18 protein-coding genes are annotated in these 18,220 nt (G+C 69.7%); 9 read left to right on the forward strand and 9 right to left on the reverse strand.

All coding sequences use genetic code 11. The features are described from left to right. The first annotated feature begins 138 nt into the window (after window positions 1-138). Entirely contained in the window at window positions 139-741 is a 603-nt protein-coding gene (folE, locus tag L3Q65_RS02645) for a GTP cyclohydrolase I FolE (RefSeq protein ID WP_182890725.1), read from the forward strand. Here folE and L3Q65_RS02650 read toward each other — a convergent pair. Further along, entirely contained in the window at window positions 705-1,943 is a 1,239-nt protein-coding gene (locus tag L3Q65_RS02650; RefSeq protein WP_182890724.1) for an alpha/beta hydrolase, read from the reverse strand. The two genes, folE and L3Q65_RS02650, sit on opposite strands and share 37 nt — an antisense overlap. A gap of 59 nt (window positions 1,944-2,002) precedes the next feature. Here L3Q65_RS02650 and L3Q65_RS02655 point away from each other — a divergent pair, with 59 nt between their 5' ends. Next, the gene (locus L3Q65_RS02655; protein ID WP_237598705.1) at window positions 2,003-3,397 is read left to right on the forward strand and encodes a wax ester/triacylglycerol synthase family O-acyltransferase; all 1,395 of its coding nucleotides are present in this window, start codon (window positions 2,003-2,005) and stop codon (window positions 3,395-3,397) included. Here the strand turns inward: L3Q65_RS02655 and L3Q65_RS02660 are convergent. Continuing rightward, complete coding sequence (locus tag L3Q65_RS02660) at window positions 3,394-5,025, reverse strand: TIGR04141 family sporadically distributed protein (RefSeq protein WP_237598706.1); 1,632 nt, start codon at window positions 5,023-5,025, stop codon at window positions 3,394-3,396. The genes L3Q65_RS02655 and L3Q65_RS02660 overlap by 4 nt on opposite strands. Window positions 5,026-5,515: 490 nt before the next feature. Between L3Q65_RS02660 and L3Q65_RS02665 the strand changes: the two genes are divergently transcribed. Next, complete coding sequence (locus tag L3Q65_RS02665; RefSeq protein WP_182890915.1) at window positions 5,516-6,055, forward strand: Uma2 family endonuclease; 540 nt, start codon at window positions 5,516-5,518, stop codon at window positions 6,053-6,055. Window positions 6,056-6,108: 53 nt separating this feature from the next. Here L3Q65_RS02665 and L3Q65_RS02670 read toward each other — a convergent pair whose 3' ends face one another. Further along, the gene (locus L3Q65_RS02670) at window positions 6,109-7,050 is read right to left on the reverse strand and encodes an alpha/beta fold hydrolase (RefSeq protein WP_237598707.1); all 942 of its coding nucleotides are present in this window, start codon (window positions 7,048-7,050) and stop codon (window positions 6,109-6,111) included. 126 nt (window positions 7,051-7,176) lie between these two features. Between L3Q65_RS02670 and L3Q65_RS02675 the strand changes: the two genes are divergently transcribed. The 6 genes from L3Q65_RS02675 to L3Q65_RS02700 all read left to right on the forward strand — a co-directional run bounded on the left by L3Q65_RS02675 (window position 7,177) and on the right by L3Q65_RS02700 (window position 12,666). Beyond that, on the forward strand, window positions 7,177-8,244 hold the full coding sequence (locus tag L3Q65_RS02675) for an acyl-CoA dehydrogenase family protein (RefSeq protein ID WP_237598708.1): 1,068 nt from the start codon (window positions 7,177-7,179) through the stop codon (window positions 8,242-8,244). Window positions 8,245-8,246: 2 nt separating this feature from the next. After that, window positions 8,247-9,419: an acyl-CoA dehydrogenase family protein gene (locus L3Q65_RS02680; protein ID WP_237601032.1), complete on the forward strand. Its 1,173-nt coding sequence runs from the start codon at window positions 8,247-8,249 to the stop codon at window positions 9,417-9,419. Beyond that, entirely contained in the window at window positions 9,416-10,324 is a 909-nt protein-coding gene (locus L3Q65_RS02685) for a bifunctional MaoC family dehydratase N-terminal/OB-fold nucleic acid binding domain-containing protein (RefSeq protein WP_182890719.1), read from the forward strand. The genes L3Q65_RS02680 and L3Q65_RS02685 overlap by 4 nt, the downstream gene beginning before the upstream one ends. Next, complete coding sequence (locus L3Q65_RS02690; protein WP_237598709.1) at window positions 10,321-10,719, forward strand: MaoC family dehydratase; 399 nt, start codon at window positions 10,321-10,323, stop codon at window positions 10,717-10,719. Before L3Q65_RS02685 ends, L3Q65_RS02690 begins: the two co-directional genes overlap by 4 nt. Next, window positions 10,716-11,888 (forward strand): lipid-transfer protein, encoded by a 1,173-nt coding sequence (locus L3Q65_RS02695; protein ID WP_237598710.1) that lies wholly within the window; start codon window positions 10,716-10,718, stop codon window positions 11,886-11,888. Before L3Q65_RS02690 ends, L3Q65_RS02695 begins: the two co-directional genes overlap by 4 nt. 220 nt (window positions 11,889-12,108) lie before the next feature. Continuing rightward, window positions 12,109-12,666, forward strand: a complete 558-nt coding sequence (locus tag L3Q65_RS02700; RefSeq protein ID WP_182890716.1) for a DUF5134 domain-containing protein — start codon at window positions 12,109-12,111, stop codon at window positions 12,664-12,666. 1 nt (window position 12,667) lies between these two features. Here L3Q65_RS02700 and L3Q65_RS02705 read toward each other — a convergent pair whose 3' ends face one another. From L3Q65_RS02705 to kstD, 6 genes are read right to left on the reverse strand one after another with little or no spacing between them, the layout of a single operon-like run. Next, window positions 12,668-13,135: a riboflavin kinase gene (locus tag L3Q65_RS02705; protein ID WP_182890715.1), complete on the reverse strand. Its 468-nt coding sequence runs from the start codon at window positions 13,133-13,135 to the stop codon at window positions 12,668-12,670. Between the two features lie 27 nt (window positions 13,136-13,162). Next, on the reverse strand, window positions 13,163-14,023 hold the full coding sequence (locus tag L3Q65_RS02710; RefSeq protein ID WP_237598711.1) for a MaoC/PaaZ C-terminal domain-containing protein: 861 nt from the start codon (window positions 14,021-14,023) through the stop codon (window positions 13,163-13,165). An 11-nt stretch (window positions 14,024-14,034) separates the two neighbouring features. After that, window positions 14,035-15,060, reverse strand: coding sequence for a ferredoxin--NADP reductase (locus L3Q65_RS02715; RefSeq protein ID WP_237598712.1), 1,026 nt, complete (start codon window positions 15,058-15,060; stop codon window positions 14,035-14,037). Then, window positions 15,053-15,319: a hypothetical protein gene (locus L3Q65_RS02720; RefSeq protein ID WP_237598713.1), complete on the reverse strand. Its 267-nt coding sequence runs from the start codon at window positions 15,317-15,319 to the stop codon at window positions 15,053-15,055. Before L3Q65_RS02720 ends, L3Q65_RS02715 begins: the two co-directional genes overlap by 8 nt. Continuing rightward, the gene (locus tag L3Q65_RS02725; RefSeq protein ID WP_237598714.1) at window positions 15,316-16,491 is read right to left on the reverse strand and encodes a Rieske 2Fe-2S domain-containing protein; all 1,176 of its coding nucleotides are present in this window, start codon (window positions 16,489-16,491) and stop codon (window positions 15,316-15,318) included. The genes L3Q65_RS02720 and L3Q65_RS02725 overlap by 4 nt, the downstream gene beginning before the upstream one ends. Further along, a complete protein-coding gene (kstD, locus tag L3Q65_RS02730) occupies window positions 16,488-18,164 on the reverse strand; it encodes a 3-oxosteroid 1-dehydrogenase (protein WP_182890710.1) in 1,677 nt (558 codons plus the stop codon). Before kstD ends, L3Q65_RS02725 begins: the two co-directional genes overlap by 4 nt. Window positions 18,165-18,220: the final 56 nt, after the last annotated feature.

Below are 18,220 nucleotides of genomic sequence, written 5' to 3' on the forward strand. Positions count from 1 at the left end.
CCACGATAACGCCTAGCGAGGTTCCCCGATCCCAGTACCTGGCTTGTTCACCTGGTCACATTGACTCCGCCGGGCAATAAGACAAAGATTTATCGGCGAAACCCCGTCCCGCCGCCTCCCGAAGCCCGAGGATCGCCCATGCAGTCGTCCGGAACCGCCCTCCGCGTCGTCCACGAGCCCGTTCCCGGCTTCGACCTGGCCGCGGCCGAAAACGCGGCGGGGGACTTCCTGCGCGCGCTCGGCATCAGCCTCGACTCGGAGAGCCTGCGCGGCACCCCCGGCCGGATGGCCCGCGCGTACGCCGAACTGTTCACGCCGCGCTCGTTCGACCTGACCACGTTCCCCAATGACGAGGGCTACGACGAGCTGGTGCTGGCCCGCGACATCCCGGTCCGGTCGGTCTGCGAACACCACCTGCTGCCGTTCATCGGGGTCGCGCACGTCGGGTATCTGCCGGGCGAGCGGATCCTCGGCCTGTCGAAGCTGGCGCGGGTCGTCGAGCATTTCGCGTGCCGCCCGCAGGTGCAGGAACGGCTGACGAAGCAGATCGCGGGATGGCTCGGCGACCAGCTGTCCCCGAAGGGCGTCGGCGTGGTGATCGAGGCCGAACACACCTGCATGACCCTGCGCGGCGTGCAGGCGACCGGCTCGTCCACGGTGACGTCCACGCTGATGGGCACCCTTCGCGAGGATGCCCGTTCGCGTCAGGAGTTCTTCTCGCTGACCGGGGTCAACGCCTGAGCGTGGGCCCAGTCGAGGAAGTGCTCGACGCCGCGTACGACGTGGGTGCTGCGGATCGACGGGAACACGTCGAAGGCGTGCTGCGCCCCGGCGAGTTCCGCGTACGCGACCGGGTGGGCGGACTTGGCGCGCAGCCGGGCGACGAACTCCCGCGCCTCCGCGACCGGCACGAGCGAATCGTGCTTGCCGTGGATCACGAAGAACGGCGGCGCGTCCTCGGCGATCCGGTCCAGCGGGGACGCGGCGAGGTAGTCGTCCAGGCGGTGCTCCGGGGCGAACACCCGGCGCGCCATCAGGCTTTCCAGGCGGTACCGGCTTTCCTCCTCGCCGGTCGACGCGGCGATGTCGTACACGCCGTAGTGCGGCACGCAGGCCTGCACGCTCGTGTCCGCCTCCTCGAACCCGGGCTGCAGCGCCGGGTCGTTCTGGCTCAGCGCGAGCAGCGCGGCCAGGTGCCCGCCCGCCGAACCGCCGGTCACCGCGACGAAGCGCGGGTCGCCGCCGTACTCGGCGATGTGCTCGCGGATCCAGGCGAGCGCTTGCTTGGCCGCGACGATGTGCGCCGGCCAGCGCGAGGCGGGGGAGAGCGGGTAGTTGATCGCGACGCAGACCCAGCCGCGGCGGGCGAGGTGGCGCATCAGCGGCAGGCCCTGCTGTTCCTTGTTGCCGATCGTCCACGCGCCGCCGTGGATCTGCAGCAGCACCGGTGCGTCGCGGACTGTTTCGCGCGGACGGTAGACGTCCAGCAGGAACCGTTTGCCGCCAGGGGCGTACGCGACATTCCGGTCGCGTACGACGTCCGGCTCGTGCATCCGGAACGGCATCAGCAGGCGTCCCCACGGCGTCGAGAAGTCCGAGGGGTTCTCCAGGCGGTCCCGGTAGTCCTCGCCGAGCGCTTCGACGAGCGCGGCCTCCACCTCGAGGCGTGCCTTCAGCGAGGTCCCGATGAGCGACGCGAAACCGGCCGCGGACAGCCCGGCCAGCGCCAGCCCGATCCGGTCGCTGGGGCGGCGCACCCCGTGGCGCGCGACGTGCTGCACGGTGTCGGCCGCGGTGAGCGCGAGCAGGTGCGGCGCGAGTTCGCCGGTGAGCCAGCCGGCGAAGAACACCGGGATCGAGGTCGGCCGCGGTTTCGGCGGCCGCAGGGCGAGCGCGGCGAGACCGAGCTGCGCCGCCCGGCGGGTCACGAAGTCCGGTTTCACCTTCCCGATGCTACCTCCGCCGAGCGCCCCGGCCAGGGTTCTGCCTTACCCTGGCAGACATGCAGCGACTGAGCGGGCTGGACGCGAGCTTCCTCTACCTGGAGACGCCCTCGCAGGTCCTGCACGTCTGCGGCCTGCTCACCCTCGACGGCTCGACCATGCCCGGCGGCTACGCGTTCCCGGAGTTCAAGCGCCGCCTCGCCGAACGCGTCGCGCTGATCCCGGCGTTCCGCCGCAAACTCCACAATCCACTCTGGAACCTGAACCATCCGGTGTGGGTCGAGGACGAGGATTTCGACCTCGACAACCATGTGCACCGGATCGGCCTGCCCGCGCCGGGCGACGACCGCGAGCTCGCCGAGATGTGCGCGCACATCGCCGGGCAGCGGCTCGACCGGGCGCATCCGCTGTGGCAGTGCTACGTGATCGAGGGCCTGTCGGACGGACGGCTGGCGGTGCTGCTGAAAATGCACCACGCGAGCGTCGACGGCGTCGGCGGGGCCAGCCTGATCGGCTACCTCGCCGGTCTCGAACCTGACGCGCCGCTGCCGGAACTGCCCGCCGGCGAACGCCGCAACGACGGTCTCCCCACGCGGTTGCGGCTGCTGCGCGAGAGCGCCGATTCGCTGCTGCACCGGCCGTTCGAGATCGCCCGGTTGCTGCCGGAGCTGATCGAGCTGGTCCCGCGGTGGCTCGGCAAAGCCTTGCGCGGCAAGGGAATGCCGGTGCCGTTCACCGCGCCGCGGACCTCGCTGAACGGCACCATCACCGGTCATCGCTCGGTCGCTTTCGCGCAATTGGATCTCGATGCGGTGAAGCAGGTGAAGGACGCTTTCGGCGTCACGGTGAACGACGTGGTGCTGGCGCTCGTTTCCGGTGCCCTGCGGCAATTCCTGCTCGGCCGCGGCGAACTGCCGGGCGACCCGCTGGTGGCGACGGTGCCGGTATCGGTGCACGAACGCACGGAACGCGATCGCGGCAGCAACCGGGTTTCGGCCTTTTTCGCTTCGCTGCCCACACATCTGCCCGACCCGGCGGCGCGCGTGTTCTTCCTGGCCGAGGCGAACCGGCGGGCGAAGGACCACCATTACGACATCGACGCCGACATGCTCGCCGACTGGGCCCAATTTTCCCCGGCGACAGTCTTCGGGCTCGGCGTGCGCGCGTATTCGGCGCTGCGATTGGCCGAACGGCATCCGGTGGTGCACAACCTGATCATCTCGAATGTGCCTGGGCCGCCGATGCCGCTGTATTTGCTGGGGGCGCGGATCACCGGGCTTTATCCGCTGGGGCCGGTGTTCCACGGGGCGGGGCTCAACATCACGGTGCTGTCGAACGACGGCAAGGTCGGGATTGGGTTGCTGGGGGCCAAGGAATTGGTGAAGGATTTGTGGCCGCTGGCGGACGCGTTGCCGGAGGCGATGGACGAGTTGAGCAAGGCCGCGCCGGTTTAACGGCGCTTCTTCTTCGCCGTGTGGGGAATATCCGCGAACTTCAACGTCGCGCGCAAGCTCCGCACCGCTCGGTCCAGCCGCAGCAGGGCGACCTGCGAGAGCGTGAACAACTCGTCCACATTCCATGCCCGTCCCGCGGCGGCGAGCACCACAGTGTCCGGCGCGCCGCCCAGCGTCCGTCCCGGGTCTAAAGCGGACACCTTGTCGGCCAGCTGTGCCAGCGCTTCCGGCTCATCGTGCAGTGCTTCGGCGGACACGAGCGCCTGGGTGTAGAGATGGCTGGCCGCAGTAGCCCGGCCGAGCCATTTGACGTGGATCAGCTCGTCTTCGGGGCCCAGCACGTCGCAGAGTTCGAAGCGCGGATGCAGGTGAGTGCTCGCGAAATCCTTGTCGAGGCACAGGTATCCCGGCGCGAGAGCGGCGACGCGGCGGCAATACCGATGCTCGTCGTCGGGCTGCCCGCTCGGTTTCCACGTGATGTCCGGCCAGACGTGCTTGCGGGCCACCAGATCCCGGACCTGATCCCGCATCTGCGCGACATAAGTCTCGCCGATCCGGTACCAGCGCGCCTGGTGGAATACGTACCGGGTGTGCTCGACGGTCGTCTCGAAGACGAGCCAGCGCGCGGCGGGCAGCGGCGCTCCGGTGGGTTCCGCGCCCGCGTCGTCGGCGCAGGTCGTGATGCGGCCCGCGCGCAGGGCTTTCAGCCGCCGCTCAACGGGAATTCCGCTGAGCCGCGTGGTCAGGTGGTCCAGTTCGAGGCGGCCCGACACGGGGATCGGGCCGCCGGGACCGAGGCCGGTGATGCGGAACGAACCGGCGTTTTCCGCGTCGTTCGCGGCACTCGACGGCCAGGCCAGGCCGAGCGCGTCGCTGCCGCCGAGTGCTTCGGCGAGTCGCCGTTCCAGTTCGGGCACGAGCGGGTGGTGCCGGTCCATCGGGCGGGTCTGGGCGATGAACCGCAGCGCGGAATCCTCGTCCGGTTCGTCGACGACCGCGCCGACGGCGTCGAGGTCGGCCAGGAACGCTTCGGGGTCCTTCGCCAGCGGTGCCCACAGCGAGGTGCCGACGCGGATGCGGTAGCGCTTGCCGGTCACCCGGCCGTAGGTGAGGTCGGTGAGATCCGCCGAACCGGCGAGCCGGTGGACGAGGTCGCCGTATGGTTCGAGCCGGAACGCGGACAGTTCGCCGCCGCCGGGAATCGAGATTTGCGTGGCCCGCGCGGAAACGTCGAGCGCGGCGCTCGCGACGAGGCCGAGGTCGAACGGGTCGAGCCGGCGGATTCCGAAGCGCAGCCCGAAACCCTGTTCGACGTGTTCGTCGTTGAGCACGAGATGTCCCGCGCCCCAGGTGACCGCGTAGGTCCAGGGCGGGCGCGGCACGAGCAGGACGGCGAACGGCAGCGTCGAGGGCAGGTCGAGCGGGCCGCCGCCGAGGGCTTCGGCGTGCTGCAGCCATTGCGGGGCCTCGGTGCGGAACGCGCCCGCGACGATCCGTGCCCGGGCGCCGGGCAGGTCGACCGGGCGGTCGGCGCTGATCTGCTCGGCCGACAACGGGGTCAGCAGGTCGGATTCCGCCGCGGAGCCGTCGAGACGGAAGAGGGACGCCGGACGGCTGGGGGCAGGCATGACCACCACCGTAGGACGGAATTCCAGGACGTCCGGTCAGCCTAAGCGGCGCAGCGGTCCGGCCGGTTAATCACGGAGCGCGAATAGCGTTCGGAATGGTGAAATCCCGTTGAATCGCCCATTCACGGGACGCGGGCACGGCCGATGATAGGGTTCCCTTTCGGGATGCGCCACAGTGGGTTTTCCGAGGCCGGGCAACGGGTAGGTGATCCCGTGATGGCCGTTTACTGGACGCGGAATTGCGAGTGGAATAAATTGCCTGACTCTTCCGAAAGAACCTGTTCGCTGGGCACGGCTGGGCTGACCGGGGTGACAACTCCGCATTTCGGTGACGCACGGTGAGCGTTTCGGCGGACGGGTCGCGCGGCGAATGGGCTAGCCGGGTCGGCCGCCGGTCGCGGGACGGTTCGCGCTGCCGCGCGTGCCCGACTACCCTGGCCGAGTCGTTTCCGGTCGGCCCGCCTGCGGGGGCAGCATGATGACAGTCCCGATGTTCGCGCACGGCGACCGTCTCACGCGTCGGGACCTGGAGACGATCTCGGATGAACGCCGCCGGTACGAGCTGGTGGACGGGACGCTTCTGGTGAGCCCGTCCCCGCGTCCGCTGCACCAGCGGGTGGTCGCGCGCCTCCTCGCCGCGCTCACCCCGGTGTGCCCTGCCGACTGCGAGGTCCTCCCCGCGCCGGTGGACGTGGTGCTCGACGAGTTCACCGTGATGATCCCGGACGTCGTGATCGGGCGGCGCGAGACGTTCACCGAACGCGCCCTGGTCGGCGTCCCGGTGCTGGCGGTCGAGGTGGTGTCGCCGTCGAGCAGGCACATCGACCGCTTCCTCAAACCGGCCCGGCTCGCGCTCGCCGGGTGCCCGTACTACTGGGTGATCGAGCCGAACGAGCCGGCGCTGAGCTGCTTCCGCCTGGTGGACGGCGAGTATGTGCTGGACGGGGAAGCGACCGGAGACGACGTGGTGCGGCTGGAGGTGCCGTATCGGCTGGAGTTGCGGCCCGCGGATCTGGTGTCGACGTACTAGGGCCCTCGTGCGTGGCAATCCCGGTTAGAACCGGGATTGCCACGCACGAGCCGCTACGCCGAGTCCGCGGCCTCCGCCGCCCGTTCCTGCCCGCCGATCGCCGCCTGCACCGAAGTGCACGCCGCCATCAACGCCGCCACGAACTGGTCCGCCGCGAACACGCACGCGGTGTGCCCGGCCGGGATCTCGTACGTCGCCGCCCCCGGAATCCGCCGCGCCAGACTCCGCTGATGTGCGGGCGCGATGAACCCGTCCCGCGAAGTCACCACCACCGCCGCGGGCAGATCGAGCGTGTGCAGCCACGGCGTCGAGTCGAAGCGGCCGATCTCGTCCAGCGCGACCGCGATCGCCCACGGGCTCGTCGAGCGGAATTCCTCCAGTGCCCACCGGTGGTCCTCCAGGCGGGCGAGGCGTTCGCGGCGGGGTTCGCCGGGGACCAGGCCGATGCGGGCCTGGTCGCGCAGCAGGTGCAGGGTGCGGCCGAACAGGTCGAGTGCCACGCGTTGCCGGATGCCTCGCCGGAAGTTGCTCGCTGTCGAGCACAGGACAAGGCCGGTGACGCGGTCGGGATAACGGTGGGCGGTCAGCTGGCCGACCATGCCGCCCATCGAGTAGCCCGCGACCATGAACTCGTCGATGCCCAGCGCGTCGGCGACCGCGACCACGTCGTCCGCGCAGTCTTCGAGGCTGAAGTCGTGCGAGCGGATGCCCTGGCCGTGCCAGCGCTGGTCGAACACCACCACCCGGTGGTTCGCCGACAGCCGCTTCAGCACGGGATACCAGGTGAGCAGCCCGGTGCAGGCGACGGAGTGCAGCAGGATCACCGCGGGTGCGTGCCGCGGGCCGACGTCCACCACGACGGTCTGGCCGCGGCCGGGCAGGGACAGCGGCTTCGGGTCGGGGACGCCCGCGGTGGGCGGGATGGTCGCGAGCTTCCGCGTTGCTTGCCATCCGACGTCGCCCAGCGCTGATTTGAGAACTTGTTCTGCACCCATGCCGGCGTGCCGCCCTCCCTGCTCGTCCTGCCGATCTACCGCCCGGGACCCGGTCCCGGGGGTTGCCGAGCCAGCCCATACCGGCTAAAAATAGAACGTGTTCCACCTAGGTGGAGGGAGACCGGAGTGGACTTCACCCCCGACGATACGCAGGGCGAGATCACCTCGCTCGCCGCGCGAGTGCTCGGGAAGGCCGACGAGCCCGCGGACCAGTGGCGAGCGCTGGCCGACGCGGGCCTGCTCGCCCTGCCCCTGCCCGCCGACCTGGGCGGCGACGGGCTCGGCGTCGACCACGTCGCCCCGGTGCTCACCGAGGTCGGAAGGGCCGCGGCGGCGGTGCCCGCATACGCCGTGCTGGCGCTCGGGATCCTCCCGATCGAGGCCCTCGGCACCCCGGCGCAGCGCGCCGAGTTCCTGCCGCCCGCAGCCGCGGGAGAGACGATTCTCACTGCGGCCTTGCACGAGCCGTCCGCACCGCTGACCTCCATCCCCGGGACCAGCGGTGCGGCGGCGGACGGCGCGTGGGCGGTGACGGGCGTCAAGACGCACGTGCCGTACGCCGCGGAGGCGACGCGCATTCTCACGCCGATCGCGTTGCCGGGAGGCACTGGCGTCGCGCTGGTGGATCCGCGCGCCGACGGGGTCGAAGTGCTGCCTGCGTACAACGCGACTGGCGCGCCGGAGTACACCGTGCGGTTCGACGGTGTGCGGGTGAGCGAAGCGGATTTCTTGCGTGACCGCACGGCAGGACATGCGTTGCAGACGCTGCACCGTTACGCGCTGGCAGGAGCGCTCGCGCTCGGCGACGGCCTGCTCGCCGGAGCCTTGGCGTTAACTGCCCAGCACGTCGGCGAGCGCACGCAATTCGGTCGTCCACTTGCGACATTCCAAGCGGTGGCACAGCAAATCGCGGACGTCTACGTCGCTTCCCGCACCGTGCATCTTGCCGCGGTGTCGGCAGTGTGGCGGTTGGCGTCCGGATTGGACGCGGACACCGAGCTGGACATCGCGGCGTACTGGCTGACCGAGGAAGCTCCGTCCGCGCTGGCGATCTGTCATCACCTGCACGGCGGTGTCGGCGTCGATCGCACCTATCCGCTGCACCGGTATTCCTCGGCGGTGAAGGACCTCGGCCGCGCGGTCGGGGGAGCGGCGCACCGGCTCGGCCGGCTGGGCGAACGAGTGGCGGGATGAGCATGCACATCGAACTGACGGCCGCGCAACAAGAACTGCGAGCGCAGCTGCGCGAGTACTTCGCGGGCCTGCTGACCGCCGACGAACGCCGGGCCTTGCTGCGGGAGCGGCACGGGCAGGTGTACCGCGACGTCGTGCGCCGGATGGGCCGCGACGGGAAGCTCGGCGTCGGCTGGCCCAAGGAGTACGGCGGCGGCGGTTTCGGCGAGATCGAGCAGCACATCTTCGTCGACGAAGCCGCCCGCGCGGATGTCCAGCTGCCGTCGGTGACGCTCCAGACGGTCGGGCCGACGTTGCAGGCGTTCGGCACCGAGGAGCAGAAAGCCATGTTCCTGCCGAAAATCCTGGCCGGCGAAGTGCATTTCGCCATCGGGTACACCGAGCCGGAAGCCGGGACGGACCTCGCCTCGCTGCGCACGCGCGCGGTCCGCGACGGCGACGACTACGTGATCAACGGCCAGAAAATCTTCACCACCGGCGGCCACGACGCGGACTACGTGTGGCTGGCCGTCCGCACGGACCCGGACGCGCCGAAGCACAAGGGCATCTCCATCCTCATCGTGGACACCCGCGACCCCGGCTATTCGTGGACGCCGATCATCACCTGCGACGGTGCGCACCACGTCAACGCGACGTTCTACTCCGACGTCCGGGTGCCGGCGAACATGCTGGTGGGGGAGGAAAACCGCGGCTGGCGGCTGATCACCACGCAGCTCAACCACGAGCGCGTGATGCTCGGCCCGGCCGGGCGCATCGGCGGCCTGCACGACCGCGTGTGGGCGTGGGCGGCGGCGCGCCGGACCCCGGACGGCGCGGCGCTGCTCGACCTTCCGGACGTGCGCGCGGTCTTGGCCGAGACGTTCGCGGTCGCGCGGGTCAACGAACTGCTGAACTGGCAGGTCGCGGCGGCAGCGGCGCACGGGTCGGTCGAGATCGCCGACGCCTCGGCGACGAAGGTGTTCGCCTCCGAGCGAATCCAGCGGATCGGGAGGCTGCTGGAGGAGCTGGTCGGGCGGCACGGCGACCTCGCCGACCCGGACACCGCGGAACTCGCCGAATGGCTCGACGTGCTGGCGAAACGGAACCTGGTGCTGACGTTCGGCGGAGGCGTCAGCGAGATCCAGCGCGAACTGATCGCCTCCGCCGGACTGGAACTGCCGAGGGTGCCGCGATGACGATCGAGGAAGCCGCCGCGAAAATCGCCGCACAGGGCGAAAGCGCGCCGAGGTACGCGCGCGATCCGGTGAACCAGGCGATGGTGAACAACTGGGTCGAGGCGATCGGCGACGCGAACCCGGTCTACACCGACGCGGAGTACGCCGAGACGAGTGTCCACAAAGGACTCGTCGCGCCGCCGGCGATGGCGCAGGTGTGGACGATGCCGGGGCTGCACGGCGTGCGCGGGGACGACGACCCGCTCGGTTCGATCCTGAAGGTGCTCGACGACGCCGGGTACACCTCCATTGTGGCCACCAATTCCGAGCAGACCTATCACCGCTACCTGCGGGCGGGCGAGCACGTTTCGACCACGAACGTGCTGGAGGACGTCACCGGCCCGAAGCGCACCGGGCTCGGCGAAGGCTGGTTCGTGACCACCCGGACGAATTGGTATGTCGACGGGGAACTGGTGGCGGACATGGTGTTCCGCGTGCTGAAGTTCCGTCCGCGCGAACCGGAGCCGCCGCCGTCGCCGGTGCTGCGGCCGGTGATCAGCCACGACACCAAGTTCTTTTGGGACGGCCTGCGCGAGGGAGAACTGCGCGTCCAGCGCTGGGGCGACGTGCTGCGGCATCCGCCCGGCCCGATGCCGCCGGACGGATCGCTCGACACAGTGCCGGACTACGTGGTCGCGAGTGGACGCGGAACCGTCTACAGCTTCGTCGTGCACCACCATCCGGCGGTGCCGGGCAAGCGGCTGCCGTTCGTGGTCGCACTGGTGGAGCTGGAGGAAGGGGTGCGGGTGATGGCCGAACTCCTGGACGCCGACCCGGCCGAGGTCCACATCGGACTTCCGGTGACCGCCGCGTTCGTGCGCGTCGACGACGAATTGACCCTGCCCGCGTGGAAGGTGGCGCGATGACTGCCGCAGTCGGGACCGAACTGCCGCCGATGGTGCTCGAGGCGACGCCGACGGTCGTGATCAGCACCGCGCTGGCGACCCGGGATTTCCAGGACGTGCATCACGACCGCGACGCCGCCGTCGCGCGCGGGTCGAAGGACATCTTCCTCAACATCCTTACCGACACCGGCCTGGTGCAGCGGTACGTGAGCGAATGGGCCGGGCCGCAGGCGCTCATCCGCTCGATCAAGATCCGGCTCGGCGTGCCCTGCTACGCCGGGGACACGCTCACCTTCACCGGCCGCGTCATTGCCCGCGACGGCAACGACGCCGAACTGGAAGTGTCCGCTGTGGACAGTCTAGGTGCGCACGTGACCGGCACGGTTTCGCTGACGCTGCCGGAGGAGGACGCATGACGTTCACCGGGACCACCGCGATCGCCGGGATCGGCGCGACCGAGTTCTCCAAGGATTCCGGACGCAGCGAACTGCGGCTGGCGGCCGAATGCGTCAGCCACGCGCTGGCCGACGCCGGGCTGAAACCGTCCGATGTGGACGGAATGGTGTCGTTCACCATGGACGGCAACGCGGAAATCGCGCTCGCCCGCGAACTGGGAATCCCGGAGCTGACATTCTTCAGTCGCGTGCACTACGGCGGCGGCGCGGCGGCGGCGACCGTGCAGCAAGCGGCGATGGCCGTCTCCAGCGGAATCGCCGACGTCGTGGTCGCCTACCGGGCGTTCAACGAGCGCTCCGGAACGCGGTTCGGGCGCGTGTCGGCGGCCGCGGCCCAGCAGGTGAATACGTCCGGTGTCGACAATGCGTTCCACTACCCGATGGGCATCGCGACCCCGGCCGCGACAGTGGCCATGGTCGCGCAGCGGTATCTGCACGAATACGGGGCGACCAGCGAGGATTTCGGCAAGATCGCGGTCATCGACCGGGCGCACGCGGCGACGAACCCGAACGCCTGGTTCCACGGCAGGCCGATCACGCTGGAGGAGCACCAGGCTTCGCGCTGGGTCGCGGAACCGTTGCACCTGCTCGATTGCTGCCAGGAAAGCGACGGCGGCGTCGCACTCGTGATCACCAGTCTCGAACGCGCGCGCGACCTGCGGCAGGAACCGGTGGTGGTTTCGGCGGCGGCGCAGGGGAGCGGGCCGGACCAGTACGTGATGACCAGCTACTACCGCGACGACCTCGCCGCGCTGCCGGAAATGGGCGTGGTCGGGCGGCAGCTGTGGGCGCAATCCGGGATCGGGCCGTCCGATGTGGACGTCGCGGTGCTGTACGACCACTTCACCCCGTACGTGCTGATGCAGCTGGAAGAGCTGGGCTTCTGCGGTCGCGGCGAGGCGAAGGACTTCATCGCGGGCGACACGCTGACCCTCGGCGGGAAGCTGCCGCTCAACCCGCACGGGGGCCAGCTCGGCGAGGCGTACATCCACGGCATGAACGGCATCGCGGAAGCGGTCCGCCAGATGCGCGGCACGGCGGCTAACCAGGTCGCTGGCGCTGGTACTGCGGTCGTGACGGCAGGGACGGGAGTGCCGACGAGTGGGCTGGTGTTGACTCAGGCCTCGTGAGTGTCTATGCCGGTTAGAACCGGCACGAACACTCACGACGGCCACTCACGACGGCCACTCCCGAGGCTCGGTCGATAGCGGTCTGACCTGCGCTTGTCGGTGTGCGCATAGCCCTTGTGGGTCAACGCGCATCACCTCATTGCTGGCTGGTGTCCTCACCCCGCGCGTGTCACGGTAGTAAGGCCCGTGTGACGCAGCGTGTCCGGAGGAGTGTGCCGAGGTGACTGTCCCGCTGGCGTGGCTGTTCACCGTGCTGTTCGCCTTGCTGGCGCTGCCGTGCGTGCTGCGGCTGGTGAAGCTCGATTACGTCAGCCTCGGCCACCGGGTGCGCAACGGCGACCTCGCCGAACTGCTGCTGGTGGTCGCGATGGTCGCGATGCTGTCCCCGGTCGGCGGCCCGATCCCGGCCGCGGGCTGGCAGGCGGTGCTGGTGCTGACCGCGGGCTGGTTCGCTTTCTCCGCCTGGCGCGGCCGGGCCGAGGGGCACAGCTGCGCACACCACGCGCTGTCGGCGGCGGCGATGCTCTACATGGTCACCGCGATGCCGCACGGGGGCATGGTGCACGGGCCGTGGCTCACGATGTCCACAATGGACGCCAGGCTCGCGTGGCCGGTGGTCGCGATAGGCGCGGCGGCTTACTTCGCGGTGGACGCGGTCCGCTCGGGCGTGGTGGCGATGCAGTCGCGCGGCACGGCGGTGCCTGGGCACGCGTCGCGCACGCTGTGCCGCGCCGCGATGGGCGCGGGCATGGGCGTCATGCTGCTCGCGGCGGTCTGACTCAGCCGATTCGCTGGACTTCGCCGTCCGGCGGGAGTTCGGCCAGCGTCGGCAGCGTGTCCGCGGGATGCGCGGCGACCCACTCGCGAGCCGCGGCGACGTCGCGCCCCAGCGCGTCGATCAGCTCCTGCGCGGAACCGTAAGCCTCCTGGTTCCGCAGGTGCTTGCCGAGCCAGACGGTGAGGCGTTCGCCGTACAGGTCGCCCTCGAAGTCGAGCAGGAAGGCCTCGACCAGCCGGTAGCCGTCGGCTCCGTAGTAGGTCGGGCGGCGGCCGACGGACACGGCGGCGGCCACGCGCGTGCCGTCCGCGCGTTCCGCCCAGCCGGCCCACACCCCGTCGCCGAGTTCGCCGCGCTGGTCGCGCAGCGCGATGTTCGCGGTGGGGAATCCCAGCTCGCGGCCGCGCTTGTCGCCCGGCTCGACTGGCCCGCGCACCACGAAGAAGGTGCCGTCTCGCTCGTCCGCCATGGGACAACCGTATAACGGTCCCGATGCTCAGCGGGGCGTCAGCACTGTGTCGGCCAGCACAGGCGCGTCGTCACGCTCCGGCGCGGTGGTCGTGACCAGCAGACGGCCGTCTTCGCGCCACACGCGCACGCGCAGGTTCTCGCCGGGGAACACGACGCCGGCGAACCTCGTCCCGAATGCCGAGACGCGGCCGGGATCGCCGTCGAGGAACGCGTCGACCACGGCTTTCCCGACCATGCCGAACGTGCACAGCCCGTGCAGGACCGGCCGGTCGAATCCGGCGGCCTTGGCGAACGCCGGGTCGGCGTGCAGCGGGTTGCGGTCGCCGCACAGCCGGTACAAAAGCGCCTGCTGGGGCAGTGTCGCCACGTCGAGCACGGCGTCCGGTTCGCGGGCAGGGACCTCGACCTTGCCCGACGGGCCGCGTTCACCGCCGAAGCCGCCCTCGCCGCGGGCGAAAATGCTGGTCCGGGCTGTCCACAGTGGAGTGCCGGACTCGTCGGCGACCTCGGTCTCCTGCACCAGCACCGCGGCCTTGCCCTTGTCGAAGACGTCGGCGATCCGGGTGCGCGCGACGGCCTTGCCCTCGGGCTCGACCGGCCGGTGCAGTTCGATTTCCTGCTTGCCGATCAGCACTTTCGCCAGGTCGACGTCGACGCCGGGGAACTTCAGCACCGGCGGCTCGAAGGTGCGCAGATTCGCCGCGACGGTGGCGAAGGTCGGCAGCACGCGCAGGTCGCGCTCGTAGGCGTAGCGCAGTTCGCGTTCGTCCAGCGGATCCGCGCCCGCGCCGACGGCCAGGTGGTACAGCAGCACGTCGGAGGCCGTCCAAGCGAAGCTGACCTCGCCGAGATCGGCGCCGATCGCGACCGCGGGGTCGATGGGCACGGGCTCTCCACTCACTCGTAGCTGACGGACACCTCGTCGGTCAACGGTACCGATTGGCAGGCCAGCACGATCCCGTCGGCGATGTCCTCGGCGTCCAGCACCTCGTTGTTCAGCATTTTCACCTCGCCGGAGGTGATGCGGCACGCGCACGCGCTGCACTGGCCCTCGCGGCAGGAGTACGGCGCGTCGAGGCCCTCGGCGAGCAGGTGGTCGAGCAGTTTCCGCTGCCGCGGCCAGGCCAGTTGCCGGGTCTCGCCGTCGAGGTCGACGGTGAGCGCGGTGGTCTCGCCGCCGGTGTCTTCCTCTGGCTCCGGTTCGTCCGCGAAGGGATTCCCGGTGAGCGAGTGGAACTTCTCCACGTGCACGCGTTCCCGCGGCGCACCCAGGTCGCGCAACGCGTCCTGCGCGGCGGCCATGAACGGCGCCGGTCCGCAGAGGAACGCCTCATGCCCGGCGTAAGGCTTGGCCAGCGCCCGCAATGCGGTGACGGCCGGCAAGCCCTGCAAGCTTTCCAGCCAATGCACGACGGTGAGCCGGTCGCCGAACCGCTCGGCCAGTTCGCGCAATTCGGCGGCGAAGATCACCGATTGCTCGTCGCGGTTGGCGTAGACCAGCACCACCTGTCCGTCGCCCTTTTCCAGCGCGGACTTGAGAATCGACATCACCGGCGTGATTCCGCTGCCCGCGGCGAACAACAGGAAATCCGCGTCCAAGGAGGACGGACAGAATACGCCCGACGGCCGGAGCACGTCGATCGTCGCACCAGCGCGAAGTTCGTCGCAGACCCAATTCGAGCCGTATCCGTCGGCCGTCCGCTTGACCGTGACTTGCACCCGGCCCTCGTGCGGCGCGCTCGAAATCGAATAGCACCGCGCGACGGAACCCGTTTGGTCGCTGGGAATCCGCAGCGTGAGGAATTGCCCGGGGGAGTAGGCGAACCGCTCCAGATGTTCGTCCGGGACAGTGAACACAATGGACCGGGCGTCCGCGGTTTCCTCGATCACCTCGGCGACGGTGAGCGTAACGACGTCAGTCATTGCGCACCTGCCCGAAATTGCCGTCGCGGACCGCGCTGTCGATGCTGTCCGCGAGTTTCTCGCAAGTGTCCAGCAGCGCGGTGTTGCCGCCGGAAGCGGCGTGCGCGGCGAACACCGGACAGCTGGTCGCGGCGTCGGTGGTCCACTGGATGCTGGTGTGCTTCAGGCTGTTTTTCTTGACCAGCACACAGGTTCCGCAGCTGCGGCATTCGTGTGGCCGCAGCCCGGAGGTGAGGAATTCGGTCGCTTCGGCCGTCACACCCCAGCCTCCTCCGACTGAGCCGCCGCCTCGGCCTCCGCCCGCTGCCGGGCCAGGTTTTCCTGCACCTCGGCCGCCCACACCTCGTTCGCTTTCGTGGTGTCCACTTCGAACTCGAACCGGCGCGTCATGTCCTCGGTGACGTCCGCGGCGTCCACGTAGAACTGGTCGTACCAGCGGCGCAGCTGGTAGACCGGGCCGTCCTCCTCGCACAGCAGCGGATTGTCGATCTTGGTCTTGTTCTTCCAGATCTCCACGTCCTGGAGGAACCCGACGCCGATGCCCTTGGCCAGCTTCGCGGCGATCTTGTCCGCGTGCTCGTCGGAAATGCCCGGCATCTTCTTGACCATGATGCCCCATTGCAGCACGAACGAGGTCGGCGAAACCGGATAGTGGCAGTTGATCAGCACGTTCTCGATTTCGAAGCCCTGGAAGGAGTTCACCAGCCAGTTGATCATGTAGGAGGGGCCGAAGTACGACGCCTCCGAGCGCAGCAGGTTCTCCTCGCCGCCGTAATTGGACGCCATGCCCATGTCCGGGCGGCCCTTGGTGTTGAGGTACTGGGTGGCGATGTGGCCCTCGAACACGTTCTTGAAATACGTGGGGAAGGCGTAGTGGATGTAAAAGAAGTGCGCCATGTCCACCACGTTGTCGATGATCTCGCGGCAGTTGGCGTTCTCGATGAGGATCGAGTCCCAGGTCCAGTTGCTCCACTCGTCGCTGAACGCGCCCTCGACGCGCGGGATCACGACGTTCTCCGGCGGCGGATTGCCCTCCGGGTCGTGCCAGACGAACAGCTGCTTGTTCTCCTCCAGCACCTGCCACGCCCGGGTGCGCGCCCGCAGCGGGACCCGCTTGGCGTACGGGATCGACTTGCACTTGCCGTTGCCGCCCCAGCGCCAGTCGTGGAACGGGCACGCGATCTCGTCGCCCTTCACCGAACCCTGGGTGAGGTCGCCGCCCATGTGCCGGCAGTACCCGTCGAGCACGTTCAGCTTGCCCGCGGTGTCCGCGAACACGACGAGCTTCGTGCCGAACGCCTGCACCGCGTGCGGTTTGCCGTCGCGGAAGCTGTCGGCGAGCCCGAGGCAGTGCCACCCGCGGGCATACCGCGCAGGGGGCGCCCCCGCGTCGATCGTGCGGATCTCGGATCCATCGGTCTTCGGCGTCACTGCCTGCCTCCCGTGCCGGTCTGATCTTCGTTCGCCAGCGCCTGTGCCGCAAGGTAGCCGAACACCATCGCCGGGCCGATGGTCGCGCCCGGCCCGGCGTAGGTCCGGCCCATCACCGGCGCGCTGGTGTTGCCCGCCGCGTAGAGGCCGGACACGACCGTGCCGTCCTCGCGCAGGACGCGGGCGTTCTCGTCAATCCGCAGCCCGCCCTTGGTGCCCAGGTCGCCGGGCACCACGCGGACCGCGTAGTACGGGGCCTTGGCGAGTTCGCCGAGGCTCGGGTTGGGGCGGTTGCGCGGGTCGCCGTAGTAGTGGTCGTAGGCGCTGAGCCCGCGCTGGAAGTCGTCGTCGACGCCCTTGCGCGCGAAGCCGTTGAACCGCGTGACGGTCTGCTCCAGCGCGTCGGCGGGCACGTCGATCTTCTCGGCGAGCCCGGCCAGCGTCGCGGACTTCGCCACGATCCCGGCCTTGTACCAGCGCCCGGGCAGCGGCTGCCGCGGGCCGAGGCCGGTGAACAGGTAGCGGTCGCGGTAGCGCTGGTCGAACACCAGCCACGCGGGGACGTGCTTGCCGGGGCCGTCGCCGTCGCCGTACATCGCGTGCACAGCCTCGACGTACGGCGCGGATTCGTTCACAAACCGCGTGCCCGCGGCGTCGACCATCAGGCAGCCTGGCCGCGAGCGCTCGGCGAGCGCGAACCACGGGCCGCCGGTGAGCGGGAACGACGGGCCCCACCAGGCGTCGTCCATCAGGTCGGTCGCCGCGCCGAGCTTGAGCCCGGCGTTGATGCCGTCGCCGGTGTTCGCCTCCGCTCCGACGGTCCATTCGGTGCCGATCGGCGCGCGCTGGTACTTGGTGCGCATCTCTTCGTTGTGCTCGAAACCGCCGCAGGCGAGCACCACGCCGCGGCGCGCGCGGAACAGTGTTTCGACCCCGTCGCGGCGGGCCACGATGCCGGTGACGACGTCGTTTTCCACCCGCAGGTCGACCAGCGGCGTGTCGAGCAGCACCTCGACGCCCGCGTCTCGCAGCCCCTTCCGCAGCCCGGCCGCAAGCGCTTGCCCCATGGACAGCAGTTGTTGTCCGCGGACGCGTCCGACCAGCCATTTCATCCCGAGCGACAGCATCCGGGCGAAGCCGCGCGGATGCCGGGCGATCAGGCTCAGCCAGCGATAGTCCGACTGGGTGATCGGCACGCCGAGCGGGGGCGCGCTGTATGGCGGCTCGAGGTCGGCCAGGTCGCTGCCGAGCAGTTTGCCGTCGAGCGGCTTCGGCTCCACCGACCGGCCGCCGGGACGTCCGCCGGGCGCCTCGGGGTGGTAGTCGCTGTAGCCCGGCACCCACTTGAACTCCAGCGGCGTGTTCCGGGTGACGAACTCCAGCACCTCGGGGCCGTGGTCGAGGAAGGTCGTGCGCAGGTGCTCCGGGACGACGTCGCCGACGATCGATTCCAGGTACTGCCTCGCGCGTTCGGGTGGTTCTTCGATGCCCGCGGCCCGCAGCGCGTGGTTGCCGGGCAGCCAGACGCCGCCGCCGGAGCGGGCGGTCGAACCGCCGAAGCGGGCTGCCTTTTCCAGCACCACCACGGAAAGCCCGCGACGGGCGGCGGCGAGCGCGGCGGTCATCCCGGCGGCGCCGCTGCCGGCCACCACCACGTCGTACTCGTCCGACATGCCACCTCACATGTAACGTGTTATCGGCTAAAGCTGGCCTGCTCGGGGCCACTTCC

Source organism: Amycolatopsis sp. FU40 (assembly GCF_021903635.1).
Taxonomy (GTDB): Bacteria; Actinomycetota; Actinomycetes; order Mycobacteriales; family Pseudonocardiaceae; genus Amycolatopsis; species Amycolatopsis dendrobii.

Bases quoted from the DNA above. Each gene is read 5' to 3' on its own strand.
- folE (WP_182890725.1), top strand. From the start codon at position 139: ATGCAGTCGTCCGGAACCGCCCTCCGCGTCGTCCACGAGCCCGTTCCC.
- L3Q65_RS02655 (WP_237598705.1), top strand. From the start codon at position 2,003: ATGCAGCGACTGAGCGGGCTGGACGCGAGCTTCCTCTACCTGGAGACG.
- L3Q65_RS02660 (WP_237598706.1), bottom strand. From the start codon at position 5,025: ATGCCTGCCCCCAGCCGTCCGGCGTCCCTCTTCCGTCTCGACGGCTCC.
- L3Q65_RS02665 (WP_182890915.1), top strand. From the start codon at position 5,516: ATGTTCGCGCACGGCGACCGTCTCACGCGTCGGGACCTGGAGACGATC.
- L3Q65_RS02670 (WP_237598707.1), bottom strand. From the start codon at position 7,050: ATGGGTGCAGAACAAGTTCTCAAATCAGCGCTGGGCGACGTCGGATGG.
- L3Q65_RS02680 (WP_237601032.1), top strand. From the start codon at position 8,247: ATGCACATCGAACTGACGGCCGCGCAACAAGAACTGCGAGCGCAGCTG.
- L3Q65_RS02685 (WP_182890719.1), top strand. From the start codon at position 9,416: ATGACGATCGAGGAAGCCGCCGCGAAAATCGCCGCACAGGGCGAAAGC.
- L3Q65_RS02690 (WP_237598709.1), top strand. From the start codon at position 10,321: ATGACTGCCGCAGTCGGGACCGAACTGCCGCCGATGGTGCTCGAGGCG.
- L3Q65_RS02695 (WP_237598710.1), top strand. From the start codon at position 10,716: ATGACGTTCACCGGGACCACCGCGATCGCCGGGATCGGCGCGACCGAG.
- L3Q65_RS02705 (WP_182890715.1), bottom strand. From the start codon at position 13,135: ATGGCGGACGAGCGAGACGGCACCTTCTTCGTGGTGCGCGGGCCAGTC.
- L3Q65_RS02715 (WP_237598712.1), bottom strand. From the start codon at position 15,060: ATGACTGACGTCGTTACGCTCACCGTCGCCGAGGTGATCGAGGAAACC.
- kstD (WP_182890710.1), bottom strand. From the start codon at position 18,164: ATGTCGGACGAGTACGACGTGGTGGTGGCCGGCAGCGGCGCCGCCGGG.